The 23,672-nt window shown below is 58.2% G+C and carries 27 protein-coding genes; 8 read left to right on the forward strand and 19 right to left on the reverse strand.

Annotation, left to right across the window (positions count from 1 at the left end; all coding sequences use genetic code 11):
• Positions 1-106 precede the first annotated feature (106 nt).
• Genes MGMAQ_RS10655 through flgB form a run of 7 tightly spaced genes read right to left on the reverse strand, consistent with a single transcriptional unit; the run spans position 107 to position 6,245 of the window.
• On the reverse strand, positions 107-2,839 hold the full coding sequence (locus MGMAQ_RS10655; RefSeq protein WP_052716315.1) for a PAS domain-containing sensor histidine kinase: 2,733 nt from the start codon (positions 2,837-2,839) through the stop codon (positions 107-109).
• Entirely contained in the window at positions 2,836-3,930 is a 1,095-nt protein-coding gene (gene flhB, locus MGMAQ_RS10660; protein WP_046021533.1) for a flagellar biosynthesis protein FlhB, read from the reverse strand. Before flhB ends, MGMAQ_RS10655 begins: the two co-directional genes overlap by 4 nt.
• A 37-nt stretch (positions 3,931-3,967) precedes the next feature.
• Positions 3,968-4,729, reverse strand: coding sequence for a flagellar biosynthetic protein FliR (locus MGMAQ_RS10665; RefSeq protein WP_046021534.1), 762 nt, complete (start codon positions 4,727-4,729; stop codon positions 3,968-3,970).
• Between the two features lie 30 nt (positions 4,730-4,759).
• Positions 4,760-5,023 carry a flagellar biosynthesis protein FliQ gene (fliQ, locus tag MGMAQ_RS10670; protein WP_046021535.1) on the reverse strand — a complete coding sequence of 88 codons (264 nt, stop codon included), beginning with the start codon at positions 5,021-5,023 and terminating at the stop codon, positions 4,760-4,762.
• A gap of 29 nt (positions 5,024-5,052) precedes the next feature.
• On the reverse strand, positions 5,053-5,382 hold the full coding sequence (gene fliE, locus MGMAQ_RS10675; RefSeq protein WP_052716316.1) for a flagellar hook-basal body complex protein FliE: 330 nt from the start codon (positions 5,380-5,382) through the stop codon (positions 5,053-5,055).
• A 30-nt stretch (positions 5,383-5,412) separates the two neighbouring features.
• Complete coding sequence (gene flgC, locus MGMAQ_RS10680; RefSeq protein WP_046023218.1) at positions 5,413-5,826, reverse strand: flagellar basal body rod protein FlgC; 414 nt, start codon at positions 5,824-5,826, stop codon at positions 5,413-5,415.
• 2 nt (positions 5,827-5,828) lie between these two features.
• Positions 5,829-6,245 carry a flagellar basal body rod protein FlgB gene (gene flgB / locus MGMAQ_RS10685; protein WP_046021536.1) on the reverse strand — a complete coding sequence of 139 codons (417 nt, stop codon included), beginning with the start codon at positions 6,243-6,245 and terminating at the stop codon, positions 5,829-5,831.
• A 171-nt stretch (positions 6,246-6,416) separates the two neighbouring features.
• On the opposite strand from flgB, the gene MGMAQ_RS10690 reads away from it, so the two are divergent.
• From MGMAQ_RS10690 to fliP, 4 genes are read left to right on the forward strand one after another with little or no spacing between them, the layout of a single operon-like run.
• Entirely contained in the window at positions 6,417-6,770 is a 354-nt protein-coding gene (locus MGMAQ_RS10690) for an EscU/YscU/HrcU family type III secretion system export apparatus switch protein (protein ID WP_046023219.1), read from the forward strand.
• Positions 6,767-7,030 carry a hypothetical protein gene (locus tag MGMAQ_RS10695; RefSeq protein WP_046021537.1) on the forward strand — a complete coding sequence of 88 codons (264 nt, stop codon included), beginning with the start codon at positions 6,767-6,769 and terminating at the stop codon, positions 7,028-7,030. The genes MGMAQ_RS10690 and MGMAQ_RS10695 overlap by 4 nt, the downstream gene beginning before the upstream one ends.
• Positions 7,027-7,383: a flagellar biosynthetic protein FliO gene (locus tag MGMAQ_RS10700; RefSeq protein ID WP_046021538.1), complete on the forward strand. Its 357-nt coding sequence runs from the start codon at positions 7,027-7,029 to the stop codon at positions 7,381-7,383. The genes MGMAQ_RS10695 and MGMAQ_RS10700 overlap by 4 nt, the downstream gene beginning before the upstream one ends.
• Positions 7,380-8,126: a flagellar type III secretion system pore protein FliP gene (fliP, locus tag MGMAQ_RS10705; protein ID WP_052716318.1), complete on the forward strand. Its 747-nt coding sequence runs from the start codon at positions 7,380-7,382 to the stop codon at positions 8,124-8,126. The genes MGMAQ_RS10700 and fliP overlap by 4 nt, the downstream gene beginning before the upstream one ends.
• A 170-nt stretch (positions 8,127-8,296) precedes the next feature.
• Here the strand turns inward: fliP and speE are convergent, their stop codons facing one another.
• From speE to MGMAQ_RS10755, 10 genes are all read right to left on the reverse strand, one after another.
• The gene (speE, locus tag MGMAQ_RS10710) at positions 8,297-9,145 is read right to left on the reverse strand and encodes a polyamine aminopropyltransferase (protein WP_046021539.1); all 849 of its coding nucleotides are present in this window, start codon (positions 9,143-9,145) and stop codon (positions 8,297-8,299) included.
• A complete protein-coding gene (speD, locus tag MGMAQ_RS10715; protein WP_082085377.1) occupies positions 9,142-9,621 on the reverse strand; it encodes an adenosylmethionine decarboxylase in 480 nt (159 codons plus the stop codon). The genes speE and speD overlap by 4 nt, the downstream gene beginning before the upstream one ends.
• A 163-nt stretch (positions 9,622-9,784) precedes the next feature.
• Positions 9,785-13,246, reverse strand: a complete 3,462-nt coding sequence (locus MGMAQ_RS10720; RefSeq protein ID WP_046021540.1) for a hypothetical protein — start codon at positions 13,244-13,246, stop codon at positions 9,785-9,787.
• Positions 13,246-13,974: a flagellar motor protein MotB gene (locus tag MGMAQ_RS10725; protein ID WP_082085378.1), complete on the reverse strand. Its 729-nt coding sequence runs from the start codon at positions 13,972-13,974 to the stop codon at positions 13,246-13,248. The genes MGMAQ_RS10720 and MGMAQ_RS10725 overlap by 1 nt, the downstream gene beginning before the upstream one ends.
• Positions 13,971-14,717: a flagellar motor protein MotB gene (locus MGMAQ_RS10730; RefSeq protein WP_148560924.1), complete on the reverse strand. Its 747-nt coding sequence runs from the start codon at positions 14,715-14,717 to the stop codon at positions 13,971-13,973. Before MGMAQ_RS10730 ends, MGMAQ_RS10725 begins: the two co-directional genes overlap by 4 nt.
• Before the next feature lie 68 nt (positions 14,718-14,785).
• Complete coding sequence (locus MGMAQ_RS10735; RefSeq protein ID WP_046021541.1) at positions 14,786-15,175, reverse strand: response regulator; 390 nt, start codon at positions 15,173-15,175, stop codon at positions 14,786-14,788.
• Positions 15,176-15,795: 620 nt separating this feature from the next.
• Positions 15,796-16,578: a MotE family protein gene (locus MGMAQ_RS10740; protein ID WP_046021542.1), complete on the reverse strand. Its 783-nt coding sequence runs from the start codon at positions 16,576-16,578 to the stop codon at positions 15,796-15,798.
• Between the two features lie 16 nt (positions 16,579-16,594).
• The gene (locus MGMAQ_RS19605) at positions 16,595-17,065 is read right to left on the reverse strand and encodes a DUF6468 domain-containing protein (RefSeq protein WP_052716320.1); all 471 of its coding nucleotides are present in this window, start codon (positions 17,063-17,065) and stop codon (positions 16,595-16,597) included.
• Positions 17,066-17,067: 2 nt separating this feature from the next.
• The gene (gene fliM, locus MGMAQ_RS10750; RefSeq protein ID WP_046021543.1) at positions 17,068-18,204 is read right to left on the reverse strand and encodes a flagellar motor switch protein FliM; all 1,137 of its coding nucleotides are present in this window, start codon (positions 18,202-18,204) and stop codon (positions 17,068-17,070) included.
• 68 nt (positions 18,205-18,272) lie between these two features.
• On the reverse strand, positions 18,273-18,833 hold the full coding sequence (locus tag MGMAQ_RS10755) for a flagellar basal body-associated FliL family protein (RefSeq protein WP_046021544.1): 561 nt from the start codon (positions 18,831-18,833) through the stop codon (positions 18,273-18,275).
• A 282-nt stretch (positions 18,834-19,115) separates the two neighbouring features.
• On the opposite strand from MGMAQ_RS10755, the gene flgF reads away from it, so the two are divergent.
• The 4 genes from flgF to flgH are packed head-to-tail and all read left to right on the forward strand — an operon-like array spanning position 19,116 to position 22,383.
• Positions 19,116-19,850, forward strand: a complete 735-nt coding sequence (gene flgF, locus MGMAQ_RS10760) for a flagellar basal-body rod protein FlgF (protein WP_046021545.1) — start codon at positions 19,116-19,118, stop codon at positions 19,848-19,850.
• 17 nt (positions 19,851-19,867) lie between these two features.
• Positions 19,868-20,653, forward strand: coding sequence for a flagellar basal-body rod protein FlgG (gene flgG, locus MGMAQ_RS10765; RefSeq protein ID WP_046021546.1), 786 nt, complete (start codon positions 19,868-19,870; stop codon positions 20,651-20,653).
• A 10-nt stretch (positions 20,654-20,663) separates the two neighbouring features.
• Positions 20,664-21,611 carry a flagellar basal body P-ring formation chaperone FlgA gene (flgA, locus tag MGMAQ_RS19610; protein ID WP_052716322.1) on the forward strand — a complete coding sequence of 316 codons (948 nt, stop codon included), beginning with the start codon at positions 20,664-20,666 and terminating at the stop codon, positions 21,609-21,611.
• Between the two features lie 10 nt (positions 21,612-21,621).
• Entirely contained in the window at positions 21,622-22,383 is a 762-nt protein-coding gene (gene flgH, locus MGMAQ_RS10775; RefSeq protein WP_046021547.1) for a flagellar basal body L-ring protein FlgH, read from the forward strand.
• 195 nt (positions 22,384-22,578) lie between these two features.
• Here the strand turns inward: flgH and dksA are convergent, their stop codons facing one another.
• Together dksA and MGMAQ_RS10785 are read right to left on the reverse strand one after the other, a co-directional pair.
• Positions 22,579-22,995 (reverse strand): RNA polymerase-binding protein DksA, encoded by a 417-nt coding sequence (gene dksA / locus MGMAQ_RS10780; RefSeq protein WP_046021548.1) that lies wholly within the window; start codon positions 22,993-22,995, stop codon positions 22,579-22,581.
• Positions 22,996-23,137: 142 nt separating this feature from the next.
• Positions 23,138-23,572 carry a flagellar assembly protein FliX gene (locus MGMAQ_RS10785; RefSeq protein ID WP_046021549.1) on the reverse strand — a complete coding sequence of 145 codons (435 nt, stop codon included), beginning with the start codon at positions 23,570-23,572 and terminating at the stop codon, positions 23,138-23,140.
• Positions 23,573-23,672 lie beyond the last annotated feature (100 nt).

The following is a 23,672-nucleotide window of genomic DNA, read 5'->3' on the forward strand; positions in this document are numbered from 1 at the left end:
GTTTAATTACAGCATATTAGATCACTTATTCGCAAAACGTTCTCCACACCTATTATGGGTGTTATTCAGAACCATTGAAATCTTGTGGTGCCGCAAAAAAGGGGAATCAATCGGCCGCCGGGCCTTCCATCACATCCTTGACCTTGGCTGCCAGCTGTTTGAGGCTGAAGGGCTTGGGCAGGAAGTGAATGCTCGGGTCGCGCCCGATTTCCTCGGGGATGGCGTCTTCCGCATAGCCGGAAATGAGAATGGTTTTGACCGACGGCATTTCGTGGCGGACCAGCTTGATCAGAGTCTGACCATCCATGCCCGGCATCACCACATCGGAGATAATCATATCCAAAGGTTCGTCCAGTCCCTGGACGATCTCCAATGCCTGCTCCCCGTCGGCGGCTTCGAGCACATCATAGCCCTTGAGGCTCAGTGCCCGAGCCCCGAACAACCGCACCGCTTCTTCATCCTCCACCAGTAACACCCGTCCGACCCCGCTCAGGTCGGCTTCCTCCACTTCCACCATGCGGCGGCGCAGGGGCACGCCGGACCCGGCGACAGGCGCTTCGAGCAGTTGTTGTTCGTCTTCGGTTTCCGGCTCGAAACGAGGCAGGTAGATGATAAAGGAGGTTCCCTCCCCTTGCGCTGAATCGACAAAGATGAACCCGGCGGTCTGACAAACGATGCCATAGACCGTGGAGAGTCCCAGGCCGGTCCCCTTGCCCACTTCCTTGGTGGAGAAGAACGGCTCGAAGATCCGCCCAACATCTTCCTTGGTGATACCGGTCCCGGTATCCACCACTTCCACCACCACATAGGGCCCGGCGGGCATGATCTCATGGCCGCGCGCCACCGGTTCGTCGAAGTCCACCGTCTTGGTACGGATGATCAGATTGCCGCCGCCGGGCATGGCGTCGCGGGCATTGACCACCAAATTGACCACCACCTGATCGAACTGCCCCGGATCAACCCGCACCAGAGCCGGCGCCACGCTGGGTTCCAACACCAGCTCGATGGTCTCGCCCAACAGACGCCGCAGCATCTTGGACAGTTCCGACAGGCCGTCGTTGATGTTCATCAGCCGGGGCTGCAAGGTCTGACGACGGGAGAACGCCAGCAGCTGACGCACCAGATCCGTGGCCCGATTGGCGTTTTGTTTGATTTGCATGATGTCTTTGAACGACGCATCGCCGGGCCCATGACGGGTCAGCAGCAAGTCGCAGAAGCCGATCATGGCGGTGAGCAAATTGTTGAAATCATGCGCCACGCCCCCGGCCAACTGGCCAACGGCCTGCATTTTCTGAGACTGGTTGAATTGTTGTTCCAGAACTTTTTGCTCGGTGGTGTCGATGAAATGCAGCACCGCGCCCATAGGATCCCCCTCGGCATCGACCATCTGGCTGGCATAGACCGCCGCGGAAACCTCCCGTTCGTTGAGGCCGGGCATGCGCACTTCGAAATGGGTCGCCTTCATGGTTCCCATGACCAGCTTGGAGAGTTGCGCGGCCATGTCGCCTTGGTCCTCGCGAACAATCCGATCCGACAAAGGCCAGCCCACCACCGCCTCGCGATGCAGGCCGATCAACCGGCGGAATGCCCGGTTACAGTCGAGCACCTGTCCACCGTGATCAATGAGCACAATGCCCACCGGCGCATCCAGAAACAGCCACCGCTGACCCTCGCGCAGATGGCGGAAAGCGAAACCCGCTTCCTCGTCGTCGCTGGCTTCCACGGTTTTGGCCTGCAAGGACCCGCGCGGCACCAGATCCTTCAAAGCGACCGACCGGCTGTAGACGAAGTTGCCGTCCTCGGCCTCCCGGCTGGATTGATGCAGATAAATCTGGAACCGGTCACCCGTGGCACCTTGCAGGGTTACTTCGCCATGCTGACCTTCGCCTTGCTCGCCATCGTAGCTGCGCTGCCCCAGGGATTCTTCGGAGATATAGCCCGCCAGGCCAGAGGGGTCCTCCAACAACGTCCGCACCGGCCGCCCCAGCCAGTCGGCCATGGTGGAATTCACGTAGCGGAATCGTCCATCATCGCCGATGGAAAACACCCCCACCGGCAGATTGTCCAAAAGGTCTCGGCGCAGGGCTCGGGCGCCGCTGTCTTCAGTATCCAGTTCAACCGGCGGCGCTGGGCGTTCCCGCACGGGGGCAACCCGCCACAAGGCGTAGCCCGGAAAACCGCTCTCGGGCGGCAAAGGAGTCACTGTCAGTCGTCGCCCTTCGACGGCACCGCCCGGCGCGCGCACCCGCATTTCCGTTTCCCCGGCCCGGCCTTCATCGATCCCTTCGGCCAGACGATTGAAGGCGGCCAGCGATGTGGCATCGGCAGCCAGTCTTTCGGCCACGGTGTCCATGGGAACGTCCGGATCATCTTCATCCTCGGGACGGCTGCTGGGGAACAATTGCTCGAAAGCCAAATTGGCATGCAAGATCCGCCCTTCCGGATCGACCACTCCCCAGCCTTCGCGCTCAGCCTCCGCGGCCGCCAGCAAAAGATCCGATGGCGACGGTCGAGACGGGTCGGAGACAGGACCGGCCGACACAAGCACCAGGATTCGGGCCAACAGCCCAAAGGCCAGCACACCGGGGATAGCCGCCGCCATCCAGGTATTGCGCGCGGAGGGCTCGTATCCCGCCTGCTCCAGAATGGGTTCTGGATATAACAGCACCGCCGCCGCGGCCAACCCCAAGATCATGAACCCCAGGGTCCAAGGCCATAGGGACGGGGCTTTGTCCTTAGCGACCACCTCGGGTGTCACTTCCAACCAGGGGTAGGTCTTTGCCTCTTCCCCGCCGTTCTGCTCCAAACCGTTTCCCCCGTCCTTGCGGACCACATTCACGATACAGGTCCCTCCGCCGACGCTGCCGCAGGCTGGGCTCCCTTCATTCTCATAACATATCCGATAACTTCAGCCACAGCCTTGTAATGTTCGGGCGGCACTTCCTCATCCAATTCCACGGTGGCATACAGGGCCTGGGCCAAAGGCGCGTTTTCTATCAAGGGCACATCGTTTTCCTCGGCTACCTCCCTGATACGCAAGGCAACTTCGTCGATTCCCTTGGCCACCACCACGGGGGCGGCCATATCTTCCATATCGTATTTCATGGCCACCGAATAATGAGTCGGGTTGGTAATCACCACGTCTGCCTGCGGCACCGCAGCCATCATTCGTTCCCGCGCCCGCTGCATGCGCAGACTGCGAATCTTGGATTTGACCTTGGGATCGCCTTCGGTCTGTTTGTGCTCGTCTTTGACCTCCTGCTGCGACATGCGCAGCCCCTTCAGGTAAGACCAGCGCTGAAAAGTATAGTCCAGAGCCGCGATAACAGCCGTCACCACGACCGTCGCCCCAAGCATGGTCAATGCCAGTTCTTTCAGGCGGTCCAATAGAATGGGCAACGGCATGGAAGGAATGACTGCCATATCGGTCACCATGGGCACGACGAAAATGACCGATACGAATGTCACCACCCCGATCTTGAACACGCCCTTGACCAGTTCCATTACCGCCTTCAAAGAGAACAATCGCTTGAACCCGGCGATGGGGGAAATGGTGCTGAGCTTCGGTTGGATCTTCTTCGGCGCCCAAATCAAACCGGTTTGGACGAGATTCACGGCCAAGGCAACCAGAACCAGAATGATGAAAAGCGGCCAAACGGCTCCCACGACTTCCTGACCCGTGCGCACCAGCATCAAATGGATATGGGGGAAATCAAGGGGAATGCTGGAAGAGGATTCGATGAACTTCCGCAAGACCTCCTTAATGTCGTCGAACATGCCCGGGGCGACGGTCATCATCAATAGGGTTCCGGCCGCCAAAATGCCCCAGCTTTTGATTTCCTGGGACGATGCGGTTTGGCCTTCTTCGCGGGCCCGACTGAGTTTTCGGTCTGTCGGTTCTTCTGATTTTTCTGAGTCGTCTTCGGCCATTTCGGATTCCCTATGCCGCGACCCTTAAGATAGCACGTTATGGCTCCATAAAGGCGGTGAAGGTTGCCTGAAACTCCGGCAGATAAACCAGCATAATTCCCGGCAACACGACCATCATCAAGAAGATCGACCCCAACAATTGCAGCGGCATGGCGACAAAGAACACCGGCAAGGACGGCATCAAGCGGGTCATCAACCCAAGCCCCAGGTTATAGGTGATACTGAGCACCAAATAAGGCCCCGCCAATCGCACGCCAAGCACAAAGGCCTCGGCGACCTTGTCGGTAACCAAATTGGCCATATCGCCAACCGATGGGGTCACTCCTGGCAGAAACAGCGTATAGCTATCGACGACCGCAATCAGCATCAAATGGTGCAAATCCGTCACGAAGATCAAGGTCATGGCCACGGTCATCAGGAAACTGGTCACGATGGCGCCCTGCTCTGCCGTAACCGCATCCATGGTAAAGGCATTGGCCATGGCCGACGTCAGCGAGACAATCGTGCCCGCTGTCTGCAACGCGCCGATGATGATCCGGGACATTACCCCCATGAAAACCCCCGCCAGCAATTCGATTCCCAACAGCCGAAACATCTCTCCGGGGCGATTGGGCAGCGGTGGCAGTAGATCCGAGACCGAGAAAACCACCACCAGACTGATCATCAATGTGACCAGAACCCGCACACGCATGGGCACATAGGTGGCACTAAAGCCGGGGAATAACATGATCGCGCCGCCAATGCGGGCCGCAACCATGAAGAAATGAAAGATATTAAGAGATATTAGAACGTCGAGCATGAAAAGTCCGGCGCTCCGGTGAGGACGGCGCTATAGCGAGATAATGATATCGAAAATCTTGTTCCCGAACTCGATCATGGTGGTCATCATGAACGGCAAAAACATGACCAAGGCTGCAAAAATCACGACAATCTTCGGCACGAATGTCAGGGTCATTTCCTGCAAAGAGGTCAGTGCCTGAAACAGAGCAATCACCAACCCGATGCCCATGCCCGCCAGCATAATGGGCAGCGCCAGTTTGAAGATCACGTACATGGAGTCCCGACCCAGTTCCAGGACAGCAGTTTGGGTCACGGCCCGGCCTCCTTTACCAAATTCGGCCCCTACATGGGCGTCCGAAGGATTTCCTTGTAGGCCTCGACCATCTTGTCGCGTACCGAAACAACGGTCTTCAGGGTCACTTCGGCCTCGGCAACTGCCGTCACCACCTGATTGACATCAGCCTTGTTAAAAGCCGCGGCGACAGACAGTTGTTCCGTCTGTTTGCTTTCATGCACCGCCTCGCGAATGGCACTCTTGACCAAGGATGAAAAGTCATCCTGCCCCATTTCAGCAGCGGAGCCCCCGCTCGCAGGCGCGGCGTCGCGGATGGACTGAGCCTTGTTACCGTATGCGCTGATGGCATTGCTCATGGCGGTGGGATCGATCGGCATAATCTTCTCCTTTTATTTTCCGGCTTTCTGCTAGCGGAGAATATCTAGTGTGTTGTTCAACATGCGGCGCGACGACTTAATGACGTTCAGATTGGCGTCGTATGACCGTTGCGCTTCGCGCATGTCCATCATTTCAATTAAGGTATTGACGTTCGGCACCTTGTGGTAGCCATTCTCATCGGCTGCCGGATGCTGCGGATCGTACTTCAATTTGAATTCCCCACGGTCCTCGTGGATCCGATCCACCTGCACCATGTGGGCGTTCATATCCCTGTCGAGTTCGTTCTTGAACGTGACCAGTTTGCGACGATAGGGTTCGTCGCCAGGATGAGTCCCATGGGAGTTGACGTTCGCGACGTTTTCCGACACCACCCGCAGCCGCGTGCCTTGGGCTTTCATGCCTGCCGCGGATATATTCATGGATTTGAGGAGATCATCCGCCATCATCAACCACCCTTGCCTGCTGCCGTCTTAATCATCATCAGATGCTTGCGATACAGCTGCGACGACATTTTTTGCGTGAATTGGTTTTGCCCCATCTTCATCATCTGCTCTTCGAGCAGAACCTGGTTGCCGTCTGGCGAGGTTTCATAGGGCTGCTGCTCTTCGGCGCGGTAACGGCTGCTTCCCAAAGTACCCTGCATATGGTTGGAATTGGTCTGCTGCACCGGCGTGATCTGCAACTTGTTGCGCACCATGTCCTCGAATTCCATGGGCTTGAGGTCTTTGGGACGATATTCGGGCGTGTCCGCATTGGCAATGTTCTGCGACAGCAAAGATTGCCGACTGGCAGCCCATTTCATGCGCTCCTTCAAGGCCTTGAAGGTCGTTATCCCGTTCAATCCAAGGGTGACGTCCGCCATTGGGACTCCTCGCACAGTCAATCATCCATTTCCGAGTATGCCCGAAACCCTCTTAAAGAACAATGAATCTCTTTCCGGCAAGGAAACGAGTGCATTTAAGATTCGTTTAATGTCATCCTCTTACACTGAGATATTGGACCGGTTTCAATGGACGGTAAGGACCGCGTCGCCATGGCAGACGAAAATGCCCCCCATCCCGGCGAAGAAAAAGCGCTGCCCATAGCTGTGGCGCTCAAGCATGATCGTTGGAACGACCGCGCACCGACGGTGATTGCCAGCGGCCAGGGAGCGGTGGCCGAACAGATCTTGGAAATCGCTTTTGCCGAAGGGGTGAAAGTCCGCGAGGATCCGGATCTGGTCCAGCTTCTCGCCCTGGTGGACGTGGACAGCGAGATCCCCTTGGAAGCCTTTGCCGCCGTTGCCGAGATCTTGGCTTATGTCTATCGAGCCAACGGAGATTCTCCGCCTTTGTCGGGCTTAAAACCGGGCACGGCGCCTCCCCTGACGGAGACTCTCGACCCATGAGCGAATCCCCCAACGAAATGGAACAGGCGCTTGACGCGGTGAAGACCCTGTTGGAAGCTGTGCGCCAGGAAATCGCTGATGGCAAACGGGTCACCCTGAAAACCATGGAAGACATGGTCCTTGATGCCTGTCGCATGCTACAGGATGGCGACCGGGAACAAGCCAAGGCCCTGCGCGGTGACGTGGAAGCCATTATCGCCACCCTGGATGAACTGGAAAACATGTTGCTCAGGCAGCTCGAAGGGAACGACAAGGCGTGAATATCGAAGAATACATCCAGTTTGGCGCTGCCTTGGTCTTCGTGCTTGGTCTGATTGGCCTGCTTGCCCTCATCGCCCGCAAGTTTGGCATGGGCAACAAGGTGCCATCGCGCGGCGCCGGACGCCGCAAGCGGCTTTCCTTGGTGGAAGTCATGCCATTGGATGCCCGGCGGCGGTTGGTTTTGATTCGGCGCGATGACCGAGACCATTTGATCTTGCTGGGTCCCGCCAATGGCACGGACCTGCTCATTGAGCGAAATATCCCGGTCCAGGGCATGTCCAGCCCGCCAAAACCCGCCGAGGACGCCAACAAACCGCTTCCCATCGGCGCACGCAAGGAACCGTCCTTATGATCCGCCATTTCGCCCTTGGGCTTCCGGTGCTTGCGATTGCCCTGACCACGACCTTCGACCCGGCTTGGGCCCAGTCGTTCAATTTCGACCTGGGCCAGGGTGGCGGCAGCGCCACCAACCGCATCGTCCAGTTGCTCGTCTTGATCACCACACTCAGCGTCGCGCCGTCGCTGTTGCTGATGGTCACCTCGTTCACCCGCATCGTCATCGTGCTGTCGCTGGTCAAGATGGCGATGGGCACCCAGCAGACTCCGCCGGCCCAGGTTTTGGCCGCGTTGGCCTTGTTCCTGACCATGTTCATCATGGCGCCGACGTTCGAACAGGCTTGGGAAGCGGGCATCGAACCCCTGATCAACGAAGATATCGAAGAAGTTGAAGCGCTGGAACGGGCAGCCCAGCCATTCCGGGATTTCATGCTTAAGCATACCCGCGAAGAAGATCTGATGCTGTTCATGGACATGGCCAAGCTCAGCGAAGAGGAAGTGCGTGAATTACCCCCCTATCGGATCGTCGTTCCGGCATTCATGATCAGTGAACTGAGGCGGGCATTCGAGATCGGCTTCCTGTTGTTTCTGCCGTTCCTGGTCATTGACATGGTGGTCGCATCGGTCCTGATGGCCATGGGCATGATGATGCTGCCGCCCATTATCGTGGCGCTGCCATTCAAGATCATCTTTTTCGTGCTGGTGGATGGCTGGCACATCTTGGTGGGCAGCCTGGTACGCGGTTTTGGAATTGAATAATTCCGGTTAGAGGCAGATTTAGAAGTATCCTTTAGATATCAAGGCAGTAGATTTTTGATCTGGCCAGGAAAGGCCGACGACACGGGGCGGCGCCCCGTTAGGAGGTCTTGACGCCGCCAGAGCGGAAATATACGCCCTTGAGATCAAAGGAATACTTTTGAATCCGCCTCTTAGGCTTGGTCCATCATATCGGTGATGTAGGGCGGCAAGTGCAAGCTGCCCCAATGGATGCCCGGCGTGTAATAGCGCGTCGTGATCCCGGACGCCACAAAGCGCTCCACCAGATCCTCCACCGGTTGATGACGCAAGGACGGATCATCGGTGGCCCAGGCAAGGGTCATCATGCCTCCCACATAGGTCGGCACCGGTGTCTGGAAGAACCACACATCCTCGAAAATGGGATTCAGGCGGCCATAGGTGGTGGTGACCTCCTCCGGCTGGAAGAATGGCACGCCATTTTGCGTTGCCAGCAGTCCGCCGGGCTTCAAACAGCGCTTGCAGTCCCGATAGAACGATTCGGAGAACAGCACTTCGCCCGGGCCCACGGGATCGGTGGAATCGACGATGATGATATCGAACCGCTTGTCTGTCTCGGCCACGTATTTCAGCCCGTCGGCAATCACCAGATCACAGCGCGGATCATCGAAGGCCCCGGCACTGACCGAGGGCATATACTTGACACAAAGATCCACCACCGCTTGGTCGATTTCCACCAGGGTCGCCTGAACGCCGGGATGGCGCAGCACCTCCTTGAGGGTGCCGCCGTCACCGCCGCCAATGATCAGCACCTCGGTCACCGCCCCATGGGCGATGATGGGCAGATGGGCAAGCATTTCGTGGTAGAAGAAATTGTCGGCTTCAGTCACCTGAACAATATTGTCCAGGGCCAGCACCCGCCCATGAGAGGGCGATTGAAAGATGACCAAGTGTTGCAGGTCGTTCTTTTCCTCGAACAGCACCTCTTCCACTTCGAAACTCTGCCAATAGCCTTTGTGCAGCAGTTCGTCGAAGCGGGTCACTTGACGATGCCTCGGCGCTCCTCGCCGATCAGCATTTCCGCCGGCTTGAAGGCGGCTTCCAGCACCGGCAGGGTATCATGCGGATCACAGTCGCCGCACATGAAGATATCCAAGGCTGCAAAGTCCCGTTCCGGCCATGTATGAATGCTGATATGAGACTCGGCCAATACCAGGACGCCGGAAATCCCGCCGTTGGGGGTGAAGTGATGCAGGTGGCAATGCAAGATGGTGGCGCCAGCGGCCATGGCCGCGTCGCACAAGGCCTTCTCGATATGCTTCAAGTCGTTCAGGTGGCTGGCGCCCCACAGATCGACGAGCAAGTGCAGGCCCGCAAATTTCTGACCATCCACTTCAATGAAATAGTCTTTGTCATTGTCGAATGAGCCGGTCGAACAGGCACCGCCGGATTCATCACGGTGATCCTTGGCTTGTTCCTGAGTCCGCGTTCCCCAGTCGGTTAGGGCGTCAAAGGACATTCGTTCCCTCCAAACCAGCAGATGAAGGCGCGTTTTCTAAGTCCTGCTCGTCATGAAGGCAAGGGAAATTCGACTATTTGTGACGAAAAAATTTCAGTGTGAATTTTTATCTTTTTATTTCAACAAATTAGGTTGAGAAAGATAACACTCAGATAACGTCAAATCAGTTGATTTCGCTCAGTTCGCCCTGCTTCAAACGTTCCTTGTAGGACGCCATGAACGCTTGAAAATTCTGCCCCTCTTGCACCTTGTCGGCGATGGTCCGGTAGTCCACCAAACCTTCCGGATCGGGCGATGTAATCAGCCGGAAGGCATCCTTGAAGGAGCTGATATCCATGGCTTCTTGGAAATTCTCCCGGCTGCGCTCCAAGGCCCTTTCATTGCCGCCTAGATTCAGGGCGACGGCCAAATTGAGAACAGTCCGGGCATCCTCTTCAGGCAGAACCTCCGGTCGTCCCCGGACCCCCTTGGCCACCAGGACCTCCTGCAACGACTTGGCCACAGAGGCCCAGCGACGGGTTTCCCAATGGATGGCCGCCCTAAGCAAAGAAGCTTGGATGGATTTATCATCCACCAGGAGATTGAGCGCTTCTTCGGTCTCGCCCTGGTCCGACATGGCACGGGCTCGCAGATGCAGGCGTTGAGCCGCGACCTCCGGCGACAACTTGGACATACCGCTTTTGTTCAGGGTCTCCAAGGCTCTCTCCGGCTGCTTGGAGAGGATGTATACCAACGCCAGGCGGGCCCCGACTTTGGCTTTTTCCTCGCCCTTCAAGCGATATTGAACCTGGCTTTCCAACAGTTCCGCCGCCCGATCCAAAAGGTCGACGGCCGCCAGACGGTCGGCCAGACGACGGATCATTTCATCGCCCTTCGGGCCCGCGGGGGTGAGCTCCTTGAATTCATCGAACAGGGCAATGGCCGCAACCGGCGGCATGGTATCGGCCTTGTCCTCCAGATACAGCGCCTCGAAGGCATCGGCCATTTCCTTGGTGACGTCCTTGGTCTTGGGATTCTCACGGAAATACGTGGCCAATTGCCGCAGAGTACGCAACCCATTGCGGTAGTCATCAATCCCCATGTAGAGCTGCCCCAGGCGCTGCAACAGATTGTATTCAAAGGAATCACCGCGCCAGGCGAAACGAAGATTCTCCATCTCGTCAATCGCTTCCTGGGGCGTTATTTTCTCGGTCTTCAGCAACAGTTCCGCCCGACCAAAGGCGGCATGGGCCCGCACCTTGCGCAAACCTGCCGCCTCCGCCGCCTCGAAGCTGCCGATGGCCTTGTCATAAGCGCCCGACATCTCCATCAGCTTGCCCTCAAGCAGATCCAGCTGTGCTTTGTCGCGTTCGGAAGGCTCTTCGGTCTTCAACAGATTGATAAACCGGCGGGCTTGCTCTGGTCGTCCGGCAAGAATACCCCCTTCTGCCGCCATGAGCCCAAGGCGCATCTTCAACCGCTTGGGATAGGGCCGCAATACGCCGCCGATTTGAGGCAGATTGGTCACGGCTTCGTCGGCTCGTTCCTGGGCCACATGCAGTACACCGCGCCAAAACAGCGCTTCATCGTTCTCGTCCAGGCTCGCATCATCCAAGTCGCGGGCCGCGTCGTCATAGTGAGCCATCAAGAGGTTCGCCCCGCCGCGCAGCAACCGCAATTCCGCCGGGAACGTTTCCCCCTCCTCCACGTCCTCCGCCAACAAGGTGATGACCCCCAAAGCCTCGGCACCGAATCCCTGGGACAGATAGAAGCGGGCCAGATCCAGCCGGGCAGCCCGGCGCGGCTTGCGGGCCCGGGTTTGGGAAACCTTGTCGAGCAGGCGCCCCTTGGTCTCGTTGTATTGGTCCAGACCACCGCGCCAGGGACTGAAATCAAACATCCGCACCAAAGGCCGAGACGATTCCAGCTTCATGGCCGCTTTCAGTTTTTCATCGACACTGGACAGCCTGAGAGTACTGGCCGCCGTCAATTCCACGCCTTGGCGCAAGGGGCGGACGCGCAAATCATCGATCCAGGGCTTGACCACCACGCCCTGTGCCGTGGCCAGCAGCGAGACCTGCGGATAGTCCACCTGCCCGGGCACGCCATAATCCAAGGGAATGATCGGCACGACAATGATGTTGTCGCCTACCGCCGGATCAAGGACCGCCATGGCCAATCCCGGTTCAGCCACCGGCAAAAACAGCCGCGCTCCGGCAGCGGAATTGGGTTCCGCCCGCACATCGATCCGAAGCTTTGCGTCCAAGCCCTGCCGTCCCAGATCAACGATCCAGGCCAGACCATCCCGGCGCAGAGAGGGGTTGACCCCCGGCGGAGTCAGCATGCGCAGGACCAAGCCCTTTTCATGGGGAACCTGTTCGATATCGCGGATCATGCTCTTGCCCATTTCCCGCAGCAGCGGAATATCCGCCGCATGGGGTCGGTCAAAGACCAGCCAGACGGTTCCGGCGCGGCGGAACAGCGCTGCCGCCACCGGTTCATTCCATTCGAAGCGCAAGCTTTCCATGCCAGGCAAAGGACCGGAGCCGATCGCCGCGGGCATGCTGTCAGCGGCCATGGATCCCGGCTGAGTCAGTGGCGTGGGTTGCTCTTCCGCGGGAACTTCGGGGGCTTTCACCGTCTCGGTCGGCACCAAGGGTGTCGGCTTGGCTTCTTCCGCAGGCGTGCCGGCGACTTCAGAGGCGGGTTCGGGGGCGGGTTCGGTCTCAGGCATGGTGGTGGGAGCCGGCGTTACGCTCTCGGCGGGTTGCTCGGCGGGTTGCTCGACGGCTGGCTCGGCAGCGGGCGCCTCGGCATCCGGTTGTGGCGCTTTCGGTGCTTCGGCGACTATTTCCGGCTCCGGTTTCGGCGCGGACTCGGGTGCGGGCTCGGGTGGCTTTTCTGCTTGGGCCTCAACGGGGCTCAAGGGCGGCAGACCCGGTGCGATATCCAACACGACCTTGGGTCCGGAGAGGAAATGCTTAATCCCCACATTGTCGGCCAGGGTGAGAGTGACGCTACTGGCGTCGCCGTCGGTGGTCGCCTTGGCGCCCTTCACATGACGCGGCGGGTCTCGGCGCAGGGCATTCAGATCCAGGTTGGCGGCCCGTTCGAAGCGCAAGGTTACCTGGCTGCCCGAGCCATCGACCTGATAGTTCACCGCACGCGGCCAGTCAAACACCACCCGGCTAAAATCCTTGTGCTCGCCCACGCGAACACCGATACGGGGTGCGGTGGTCCGCGCCGAGGCCGCCGGGGCCGCCGCGACGGGTTCATCCTCTTCGCCATCGTCCAACAGATCGACAACGATGGAACTCCCCAAATGGAAGCTGCGCAGTCCCGGGGCCCCTTTCAGACCGAAACGAACCGAAAGGCCGCCCTCTCCTGGGGTCGCATTGCGCAAGTACTTGCCCAATCGACGCACCACCGGGCCATAGTCCACGTTGACCGGCTGCCCGAACTGGAGGAATAAACTGCCGCCTTCCATACTGGATTCATAAGGAATGGGAAAATCGGCGGTGATTACCATACGGCCATAGCCGTCATGCATGGCTGATTTGATCGTCACTTCCTGGGCATGGGCTCCAGGCAGCGCGATGACCCATCCAAGCAAAAACACAATCAGCGGGAATATCGACCGGCGCATCAGTCTTCTCCCACATTGGGCATGATGACAATATCCACCCGGCGGGCCAGCTTGCGCTTTTCCACGTCGGGCAGGTCGGGCAAGAGATTATAGCGCGAAGAGGCGAAGCCCTGGGCCGGAATCTCTTCGGTGTAGCCCGCCCGGCGCAATGCGTTGGCCACCGCCACCGCGCGCCCGATGGAAAGCTCCCAATTCGAGGCATATTGCCCACCTTGCGGCGGTACCGGGTCGGAATGGCCTTGCACCATCACCTGATTGTTGATGTTGCGCAATACACCGCCCAATTCGAACAAGGCCTCGCGGGCCTTTTCGGACAACAGCGCGCTATTGGGGCCGAACAACAGATCCCCCGGCAGCGACACGATCACCCGATCCGACAAATGCAGGAGTCGGCTGCTGGACAGCAAGTGATCCTCGGCCATTTTCTCTTCCAACACCGCCATCAGGTAGTCCAGATTGATCGCCCGTTCGCGCAGCACCATGCGGATGTTGTAGGTGGAGGTCGGCTTGATGGTCTGTACTTCACGGGTGGGGTTGAGGGTTTGGCTAAGGGTGTCGATCATCTCCTCCCATTTGTCCACTTGCACGCTGGACATGGAAAAAAGCATGACAAAAAAGGTCAGCATCAACGACACCAGATCGGTGAAGGTTACCATCCAGGCCTGGCTATTTTCTTCCTTGTGAGCCGCCACGGGGGCCAGTTCATCGACGGGAACGCGATAGGTCATGGCGCGCCCTCCTCGACTTGATTGGTGGGAGCGGCGGCATCGCGAACCACTTGCTCATCATTAAAGCGAACCTGCGCTTCATTGCGGCCCCGTACATAGAACCAGATAACTACCTGATCCGGATTACCCGGCTTCAACCCCACCGACAGGCTATCGGGCGGCACGCCCCGACCGAGCATGGCGCGGGCCAATTCTCCGGCCCGGCGCATGGACAGGGTCTGACCGATGGGCAGCGAGGTGCCGTCGGTGTATTTGCTGCCAATCAAGAAATCCATATCGAAGCGCAAGGCTTGCGGACGCCCGCTCAAAGAAGAAACCAACCGGTCCAGCAAGGCCCCCTGGGCCCGTCGGATCACCGGCTCGTCTGGCATGAACAGTTCCTCGGCATCCATGGACAAACGCATGGACTTGCCCGGCTGGACAATCTCGACCTTCACGGCTTTGATATGGGTGGTGAACACCCCCTCGATCTCCCCTTGAAACTCTTCAGCGCCAATCACATAGCCTGTCTTTGACGTCAGATCCGTCAGATCCATGTCCGGCGGCAGAATGGTGGCAAAGGTGGATGTCAGGCTATCCATCACGGCCTTGGATTTGACTTCCTCGATGGTGGAAATGCTGACCAGGATAATGAAAAAGGCCAAGACCAGCAGATACAGGCCCAAAAACAGCGCAATAGAGCCCTGCCCGCCGCCTTTGGCGGCCATCACCCGCATCACATCATAGTCGTCCTGTTCCCGCACCGGCCGCCTCACATTGGTTCCGGATCCACCTCAACCGAGGCTCCAATCTCCATGATGGCCTGAAAACCTTAAAATTCTCCAATCACACTGGCCATTTTTCCGCGCAGGGTCTCGGCGTTGAAAGGCTTGACGATATAATTGGAAACACCGGCCTGCTTGGCGGTGACCACATTCTCCGTCTTGCTCTCGGCGGTGACCATGATGAAGGGAATATGTTTCAGGTTGTCATCGGCGCGCACCTCGCGCAGCAACTGAAGGCCCGTCATGGGCTCCATGTTCCAATCGGAAATGATCAGGCCGCAATCATCATGCTGATGCAGATACTGCAATGCCTGGGACCCGTCGGAAGCTTCGTGGATATTCTTGAAGCCAAGCTGCGTCAAAAGGTTGCGGATGATTCGGAGCATGGTTTTGTAATCATCGACGATCAGGACGTTCATGTTCTTATCGACGGACATCAATCACTCCAAACTCTGCCGCGCCAGGCCCAAAGGGGACCCGGTCCTACTTGGTATCTTGTTGATAATCCACCAGCGCCCCTTAAAGCAATACTAAAGCCTTTTGCATTTAATATGACCCATGCTGATGGCCTCCGGTGAGTCGAACCGCCAGGAAAGGTGCCGAAAGCGATGCAGCGCATCGGTGAGGGAGCTTGACGCCGCGGGCGGCCACCGGAGACCACCCTGCGGGCCGATCCTTTTGCCTAAGGGGAGCGTCGCGACCCTTGATCGTAGCCCCGCTACGCCCTGCGCGCCGCTCCTGCCCCTGCGGCAAAATGATTCGGTCAGAATGGGTCATATTAAATGCAAAAGGCTTTAATACCCTATCTCGGTGAGGGTTTTAGAGCTCGTTTTATGAAGTTCACTTCACCATCGGGGCGACCGTTTAGCATCCTATGGAATTGAATGGAAGACGTGGAATGCGTTGATTCTAAAGCCTTTCCCGTTGGACTGAATTCGAACGGACGACAGGTGATCTCGGCCGCTGACTCACAAAACGGATGCAACTGCATTCGCTCTCTTCATCCGAGGACGCACCATGGCGGGTGCGCAAGGCACTGTTTTTATGAGTTTATTGCCTAACCACCCAGTTGATCACCGGTGCGCGGCAGTTGCCGCAGGCGATAAAGCTCCTCGGTCATCTCCCGTGCCTTGCCCGGCGTCATTTTGGCCATGATCGCCGCCAACTTCCGTTCCTTCATGCGCTCGGCCACCAGCAACAGGGTATCCATTTCAAGTTGCTCGAAGATTTTAGAGGCATCCTTGGGCTTCATGTTTTCATAGATCTTCACAAGACTAATCAGCTTCTCGTCTTGTTGCTGATCATACTTCTTGATGAGATCCTCAATGGTGGCCTTAAGGGTTTGCAGTTGGTCCACCTTGGTGCCGATCTTGGTCTCGGCGGCCTTCATCATGGCCTCGCGCTGATCGAGCTCCATTTCGCGATTATCCAACTGGTCACGACGTTCCGCCAGTTGCTGCAACAGATCAATCTCGGCTTGAGTAAACAGAGTAGGATCGTCGGCGAGAGACGGACGACGACGTCGAATTTCCTGGGCTGCTTCGTCCGCGGCCGCGGCCTGAGCCTCGGCGGCCTGTGCATTGGCCTCGTCCTCGCTGGCGGCCATATCGGCCTCGTCTTCCGCCGGTGTCTCGGCACCGGCATCAGCGGCGGTATCGGCCTCGGCGGGTGGCTGGCCCTGTTGCTCTTGAGCCTCTGCCCCGGTCACCGCGATGGGGGCGCTGCCAAGACCATCCACGCCATCGAGGATATCTCCGACACGCACGGTCAGCATCAGAGCCGCCGCGAATATGGTAATCGGCAGCAGCCTTAAGCGGGGAAAGTTACTGGTCTCGGCCATGGTTCTCACCTATGTGTTATTTGACCGATTGCAAGGCCTTCAACAATTCCAATTCAGCCTCGGATCGGGCCGGGACTTCTTCTTCCTCTGGCAACCCGGCCGGTTCAACACCGACCATTTCTTCATCCGGATCCATTTCCGGCAAGGGATCCTGAGGCATATCCTTTCGGGTCGTCCGCACCGACGATTCCAGCTTGTCGGCCACGGAATTGGCCCGGTCGATCAGATAGTCCAGGTCTTCCTTCAAGCCCTGGGCCTTGCTGATCCGGGTATCCATCATGGCGCCCAGTTCATCGGCCGTTCCCTTCAGGCGCCGCACGCCTTCATCGGCCCGGACGGTGGCACTGGCGAATTCCGCCGCCAACCGTTCCAACTCATCCCGGTCCTGGCGCAACACGGCCAAACGCCGGTTGAGTACCACGGCATACCCGATGGTCATGACCAACAGGATCGCCACAATGATATCAAGAAACAGCGAAATGGGCACGGCTAACGTTTATCCTTTCGCATTCGACCATCGATTTTGATGGCAATGTGGTCGCCCTTGCGACCCATTTTCCCACGATACAGCGGAATCTCCCCGCAGAGAAGCGATACGGGAGAATCAGGCGTGGCGTTCAACATAATCCGCGACCCGACCTGCAAATCAAAAACTTCCGTCAGACGCATGGTCTGCGAATCGAGCACCGCTTCCAGATCCAGATCGGTCAACCAAAGCTCTTCCGCCAAGTGAGTTTCCCAGATGGAATCCCGACCGAACTTTTCACCCAGAAACATCTGCAGCAGCAGTTCGCGAACCGGTTCCAGGGTCGCATAGGGGATCAGCAGTTCCAAGCGCCCGCCGCGATCCTCCATATCGATCCGCAGCTTGGCCACGATGGCGGCGTTGGAAGGCCGCGAAATGGTGGCAAAGCGCGGGTTGGTCTCCAAACGATCAAAGCGGAAGGTCACCGGGCTCAACGGCTCGAACGCCGCCGACAAATCGCCCAGCATCACATGGATCATCCGCTCGACCAGATTGCGTTCGATGGTCGTATAAGGGCGTCCCTCGATGCGCATGGCCGCTGTCCCGCGGCGTCCGCCAAGAAGCACATCCACGATGGAATAAATCAGGGAGGAATCGACGGTGATCAGACCGTAGTTGTCCCATTCTTCCGCCTTGAACACCGACAGCATGGCCGGCAGCGGAATGGAATTCAGGTAGTCACCGAAACGCAGCGAAACGATATTATCGAGCGATACTTCCACGTTGTCCGACGTGAAGTTACGCAAGGAAGTGGACATCATGCGAACCAGGCGGTCAAAGACCACCTCCAGCATGGGCAGGCGTTCGTAGGAGACCAAAGCACTGTTGAGGATCGCCTGAATCCCGGACTTTTCGCCCATGTCATCATGGTCTTCGTCGAAGCCCAACAGGCTGTCGATTTCGTCCTGATTAAGGACGCGCGTGGATTCATGGCCGCCACCGCCGCCTTCCTCATCCTCGCCGCCGCCAATCATGGCCTCCCATTCGGCGGCCAGGCCGTCGTCATCCTCACCGCCACCGCCGCCCGCGGCAGCGTCATCCTCGCCGGAAAGCGCGGCGTCCCATTCGGCAGACAGATCGTCGTCGCCCGGACTTGTCATACTTTTTCGCCTTTCGCGCGCTGGGTCTTCATTTCCATTGTATCACCCCGGTGCTGGATGGGGACCGGTTATTGGACCAGCATCTCCTTGAATAGCACGTCCTTGACCTTGATCGGCGCCACGGCGGCGTTGACCCGGGTCATTAGTTCCTCTTCCAGACGGTACATTCCCGCCGAGCCCTGCAAATCGTCCATGCGCAGTTCGCGAAGATAGACCTGGAAGCTGTCCACCACGCGGGGGGTCAGGCTTTCCAGTTGCGTCTGCTCGGCCAGGGTCTCCACTTCAAGGCTGATGCGCATCTTAAGATAGACCGCGCGACGCCCTTGGCTATTCAGGTTAACCAGTAGTTCCGGCAGATCGAAAAACACCGCCTGATCGGCCATGGGCGCGCCGCCTTCGGCACCCTCTGCCCCTTCCTCGCCGTCAGCCGCGGGATCCTCGCCGGTCACCATGGCAACCACCGGGTCAAGCAGCCCCAGGAAATAGGCCGCCGCGCCCCCACCGATCAACAATAACAGGGGAATGGCAATAATGATGATCAGCTTCTTGCTGCCACCGCCGCCACCGCCGCCGCCTTCACCATCATCGTCTTCGGCATCTTCTTCGTCTTCAAGGTCTTCGTCAGCCATGATCTCTTATCCAAATGTGGTCTGGCATCGGCACTTAAGGCCGCCGTATGCGGAACAGTCCTCGGACCAGACTAACAGCCCGGGGGTTAACAACAGGTTTCATCCGCCACGAGCCTACAAAGACTGCCGCCGCCGGGCAACAGTTGCCCGGCAAAGGGCGGCACTTTCCCACCTAATCGCCCCATGCAATAGACATAACAAATTGATTTATAAAACATAAATAATCTGGCACGCCAAATGCAAGGATCTGTCCGGCTTGAACACGAACAAACGGAAAATACGATGGAAACAACATCATACATCGTCTTATCACGAGAAAGCGGGCTTCGGCGCGAGATGTCCGTGATCGCCCATAACCTAGCGAACATGAACACCCACGGCTTCAAGGCCGAACGCATGATGCATGTTGACCACCATGTCCGGTCCAAAAGCAGCGACAGCATGCTGGGCAGCAAACATGCCTATGTCCGCGACGTTGCCTCCTATCACGTACCCGAGGAAGGCCCGTTGCAGGAAACCGGCAACCCGCTGGATGTCGCCCTGCATAGCGGAGGCTACTTCGTCATCGATACGGACGCCGGTCCCCGCTATACCCGAAACGGCCATTTTCGCCTCGACGACACGGGGCAATTGGTGGCGTCGAACGGTGCACCGGTGATGGGTCAAGGTGGCCAGCCGATCGTGTTCGCCCCCGATGACTCCGAAATCCGAATTTCCCAGGACGGAACCATTTCCACCAACAACGGCGACGTGGCCAAGTTGCAGGTTGCGACCTTTGCCAATCCGCACAAGTTGGAGCGGGAAACGGGCTCCACCTACACCAGCAAGGAACCGCCGGAGGAAACCGCCAATCCGATGGTAATTCAGGGCATGATCGAAGGGTCCAACGTCAATCCGATCCTGGAAATGGTCCGCATGATCGACGTAAGCCGGGCTTATCAGAGCGCCCAGAAATTCATCCAACGGGAAGACGAGCGGATCAAAAAGCTCGGTTCCGCCCTCGTTGGCCAGGCGTAGAAAGAGGAGATCGAACCATGAGGTCTTTGTATATCGGAGCCACCGGGATGCTCGCTCAAGAGCAGAACGTCGAGGTTATCTCCAACAACATCGCCAACATGAACACCACCGGCTACAAGCGTCGGCGCACCGAATTCCATGACTTGCTGTATCAGAACCTGCGCCGCGTCGGTTCCGCATCGTCCGATTCCGGCACCATCGTGCCAACGGGCGTGCAACTGGGCTTGGGCGTGAAACTGGCGGCGGTTTATCGCATTCACGGTCAGGGCAACCTGACCGCCACCGACAACGTGCTCGATCTGGCCATTCAGGGTAAAGGCTTCTTCCAAGTGTTGATGCCCGACGGCCAGACCGCCTATACCCGCGACGGTACCTTCCAGATGTCCTCTGACGGGACCCTGGTCACCCACGACGGGTATCAGTTGCAGCCCAACATTGCTGTCCCCTCCAATGCCGTCGATGTGACCGTGAACTCCTCGGGAGAAGTTCTGGTGAAGGTTGCGGGCCAGACAGCGTCGCAGAATGTCGGGCAGTTGACACTGGCCTCCTTCCCCAATCCCGCGGGCTTGGATGCCATCGGCGACAACTACCTGCTGCAAACCACCGCGTCGGGCTCCCCTGTTACAGCGACCCCGGGCGCCACGGGCATGGGCACCTTGCTCCAAGGCTTCTTGGAAACCTCCAACGTCAACGCCGTGGAGGAAGTGGGCAACCTGATCTCCGCCCAGCGTGCCTATGAAATGAATTCCAAAGTCATCTCCACTTCGGACGAGATGATGTCCACCGTCAACCAGTTGAAGTAGGGAGGAACCAATGAAACACCTATTCTCCTTTCTCACCACTGGCCTGGTGAGTCTGACCCTGAGCTTTCCCGTGGTCGCCTCCGATCTCATCACGCATGTAATCGTCACCGACGATCAGGTGCGCATCGGCGATATCTGGACCGACGCTGGCGAGAACGCCGGTGCCGTGGTCGGATACTCCCCCAAGGTCGGCGAAGAGGCGGTGCTCAACACCCGCTGGCTGCGCCGCGTCGCGAAGGCCTACAAAGTCGATTGGAAGCCGGTGACCAACATCGAACGGGCGATTGTCGAACGGTCCAGCTACTTCGTCGGTCGCGAAGAAATCGCCGAGGAAATTCTCACCGCTTTGGTGGAACAAGGGGCCAGCCCCGATGTCATCGTCGATCTTGGCAAGCGCACCCTTGAGGTTCAGGTGGACAAGCCGGAAAACGCCACCATCGAAGTGGCCGACCTGGTCTATAATCATGCCTCGGGACGCTTCTCGGCCAATCTGCGCATCCCCGCCGATAGCCCCAAGGCCAAGCGGCTGCGGATCACCGGTCGGACCCATAAGGTTCTGGAAGTCCCCGTGCTGATCCGCCGGATGGCCAAGGACGACATTGTCGGTCCGGATGACATCCGCTGGATCAAGCTGCGCACCGACCGTATGCACCCCTCGACCATTACGGACAGCAGTGAATTGGTGGGCATGTCGCCGCGCCGCCCCTTGGCCGCCGATGAACCGATCCGCCATACGCAGGTTCAGCGCCCCCTGGACGTCAAAAAGGGCTCATTGGTAACCCTGTTGCTGCGTACCAAGCTGATGACCCTCACGACCCAGGGAAAGTCCCTGCAACAGGGATCCGAGGGGGACATCGTGCGGGTTCTCAACACGCAGAGCAACAAGATCTTACAGGCGACCATCGTTGGCCCGGGCCGGGTTCTGGTGCAGTCCGCCGATCAATTGGCCATGAACTAGGAGGCCGATCATGAAAAAATCCATCCAACGCACCGCCCTCAAGGCTCTGGTTATCGCGACCGTCGCCGCCAGTGCCACGGCATGCAATACCATCAGCCGAATCTCAACCATCGGAGACGGTCCGGAGCTGAGTGAAATTCAGAACCCCACCGCCCGTCGAGACTATCAACCGGTCAGCATGCCCATGCCGGCCCCGAAATTGGCCACCAGCAATCCCAACTCCCTATGGCGCGCCGGTGCCCGGGCCTTTTTCAAGGACCAGCGGGCCAAGGAAGTGGGCGACATTCTGACCCTCGCCCTCGCCCTGGACGACAGCGCGTCCATATCCAATACCACCGAACGGGAAAGAGCCGATACCGAGGATACGGATGTCACCAACCTGCTGGGTCTGGAAGCGGAATTCACCAATTATCTGCCAGAAGGCCTGAATGCCGCTTCGGTCATGAGCTTCGGCAATGCCCACAAGACCAAGGGTGATGGCTCTTTGGATCGTTCGGAAGAGATCAACCTGACCCTGGCCGCCGTGATTACCCAGGTGCTGCCCAACGGCAATCTCGTGATTTTCGGGCGCCAGGAAATGAAGGTGAACTTCGAAATGCGGGAACTGGCCGTCACCGGCATCATCCGCCCCGAAGACATCGACTACGCCAACAGCGTTTCCCATGAGAAGATCGCCGAGATGCGCGTTGCCTATGGCGGCCGCGGAACCCTCAGCGACCTGCAGCAACCGCGCTGGGGCACGCAACTCTGGGATATCGTTTTCCCGTTCTAGTTCAAGCCTGACACTGGAACAAAACTTAGGCCGGATCCGACAAGGGGTCCGGCCTTTTTTTCCGTGCCATCGGGAACCCATTGATCAGACCGCAGATTCATAAATACGGGCTCGGTATCAATAGAGTCGCGGCGGTTTACCGGGTTCGATGGAACCCTGCGGGCGAAGAATGAATCATTGTTATGAGTTTACGACCTAGTCGTCGCGGTGGGTTCGTTCCATCCGCTCGTGGCGCTCTTGGGCCTCGATGCTCATGGTAGCGATGGGTCTGGCTTCCAACCGGCGCACGCCGATGGGCTCGTGAGTCTCCTCGCAGTAGCCGTAAGATCCCTCGTCCAATCGCTCCAAAGCCTCGTCGATCTTGGAGATCAGCTTGCGCGCCCGATCCCGGGTCCGTAACTCCAAGGAACGATCCGTCTCAATGGTCGCGCGGTCGGCAATATCCGGCTCCAGGATGCCGCCTTCTTGCAAGTGACTCAGCGTTTCCTGCGAGGCTTCGAGAAGCTCGTTCCGCCATTTCATGAGCTTCACACGGAAGTATTCTTCCATGGTCGGGTTCATGAATTCCTCGTCATCCGAGGGTCTATAATCCGGGGGCAGAGTAACGTTCATGCCTTAACACAACCTCCCAAGATGCCCGTCTTCCATTTTGGCGGCATATATACGGAGGCTCGTGCCAGCCCGCAAGCAATGATTTGCCGAAAGCGACCAAGAACGGCTATCGCACGCAACAATTTCGGAACTTGCTGATGATTCAGGATGTGCGGGTGTACTTGGCAATTTCCACTTGGACCCGCAATTCGATTTCGTCCATGATCTCGATCAGCATCGGATCAGACACCTGGGGCCGCTTCTCGCGCAGGGCATGAGCCAGTTGTGCCAGCTCGTCCTTGGATAGGCGGCCGCTCAATAACTGGATACGGATCCGCTCCAGCCGGTCGAGAAGATTCTCCCCCCGTCGGCGCACCAAATTGCGCGCCCGCTCCTGCGTGGCGTCCGGGACCTCTTGCGCCGCCAGCACCGCATTGACCGAACTCACGGCTCCGGCACCATAGGAGCTGCCGGCCGCCGCCGGTTCCGCCGCATCTTGAAGATGCTCCGCGAAATCAGAAGAACCGCTGCTATCAGCTTTTTTCTTGCGATCCGCCGGGCCAACCCCGCGTGAGGCGCCGGGCCCGGTAACCTTCATGCCTGCCACGGAATTTTCCTCGCTCGTTTCCGTTGCCTGGGTACTCATAGCAACTAACCATAAAACAACGAACTTTGCTACTCGGCAAATGTTGCCGTCT

The organism is Magnetospira sp. QH-2, from assembly GCF_000968135.1.
Taxonomy (GTDB): Bacteria; Pseudomonadota; Alphaproteobacteria; order Rhodospirillales; family Magnetospiraceae; genus Magnetospira.

Excerpts from the sequence above, each read along its gene's own strand:
- flhB (WP_046021533.1), bottom strand. The coding sequence starts at position 3,930 with ATGGCCGAAGACGACTCAGAAAAATCAGAAGAACCGACAGACCGAAAA.
- MGMAQ_RS10665 (WP_046021534.1), bottom strand. The coding sequence starts at position 4,729 with ATGCTCGACGTTCTAATATCTCTTAATATCTTTCATTTCTTCATGGTT.
- fliE (WP_052716316.1), bottom strand. The coding sequence starts at position 5,382 with ATGCCGATCGATCCCACCGCCATGAGCAATGCCATCAGCGCATACGGT.
- flgC (WP_046023218.1), bottom strand. The coding sequence starts at position 5,826 with ATGGCGGATGATCTCCTCAAATCCATGAATATATCCGCGGCAGGCATG.
- flgB (WP_046021536.1), bottom strand. The coding sequence starts at position 6,245 with ATGGCGGACGTCACCCTTGGATTGAACGGGATAACGACCTTCAAGGCC.
- MGMAQ_RS10690 (WP_046023219.1), top strand. The coding sequence starts at position 6,417 with ATGGCAGACGAAAATGCCCCCCATCCCGGCGAAGAAAAAGCGCTGCCC.
- MGMAQ_RS10695 (WP_046021537.1), top strand. The coding sequence starts at position 6,767 with ATGAGCGAATCCCCCAACGAAATGGAACAGGCGCTTGACGCGGTGAAG.
- fliP (WP_052716318.1), top strand. The coding sequence starts at position 7,380 with ATGATCCGCCATTTCGCCCTTGGGCTTCCGGTGCTTGCGATTGCCCTG.
- speD (WP_082085377.1), bottom strand. The coding sequence starts at position 9,621 with ATGTCCTTTGACGCCCTAACCGACTGGGGAACGCGGACTCAGGAACAA.
- MGMAQ_RS10720 (WP_046021540.1), bottom strand. The coding sequence starts at position 13,246 with ATGCGCCGGTCGATATTCCCGCTGATTGTGTTTTTGCTTGGATGGGTC.
- MGMAQ_RS10725 (WP_082085378.1), bottom strand. The coding sequence starts at position 13,974 with ATGACCTATCGCGTTCCCGTCGATGAACTGGCCCCCGTGGCGGCTCAC.
- MGMAQ_RS10735 (WP_046021541.1), bottom strand. The coding sequence starts at position 15,175 with ATGTCCGTCGATAAGAACATGAACGTCCTGATCGTCGATGATTACAAA.
- MGMAQ_RS10740 (WP_046021542.1), bottom strand. The coding sequence starts at position 16,578 with ATGGCCGAGACCAGTAACTTTCCCCGCTTAAGGCTGCTGCCGATTACC.
- fliM (WP_046021543.1), bottom strand. The coding sequence starts at position 18,204 with ATGACAAGTCCGGGCGACGACGATCTGTCTGCCGAATGGGACGCCGCG.
- MGMAQ_RS10755 (WP_046021544.1), bottom strand. The coding sequence starts at position 18,833 with ATGGCTGACGAAGACCTTGAAGACGAAGAAGATGCCGAAGACGATGAT.
- flgF (WP_046021545.1), top strand. The coding sequence starts at position 19,116 with ATGGAAACAACATCATACATCGTCTTATCACGAGAAAGCGGGCTTCGG.
- flgG (WP_046021546.1), top strand. The coding sequence starts at position 19,868 with ATGAGGTCTTTGTATATCGGAGCCACCGGGATGCTCGCTCAAGAGCAG.
- flgA (WP_052716322.1), top strand. The coding sequence starts at position 20,664 with ATGAAACACCTATTCTCCTTTCTCACCACTGGCCTGGTGAGTCTGACC.
- flgH (WP_046021547.1), top strand. The coding sequence starts at position 21,622 with ATGAAAAAATCCATCCAACGCACCGCCCTCAAGGCTCTGGTTATCGCG.
- dksA (WP_046021548.1), bottom strand. The coding sequence starts at position 22,995 with ATGAACGTTACTCTGCCCCCGGATTATAGACCCTCGGATGACGAGGAA.
- MGMAQ_RS10785 (WP_046021549.1), bottom strand. The coding sequence starts at position 23,572 with ATGAAGGTTACCGGGCCCGGCGCCTCACGCGGGGTTGGCCCGGCGGAT.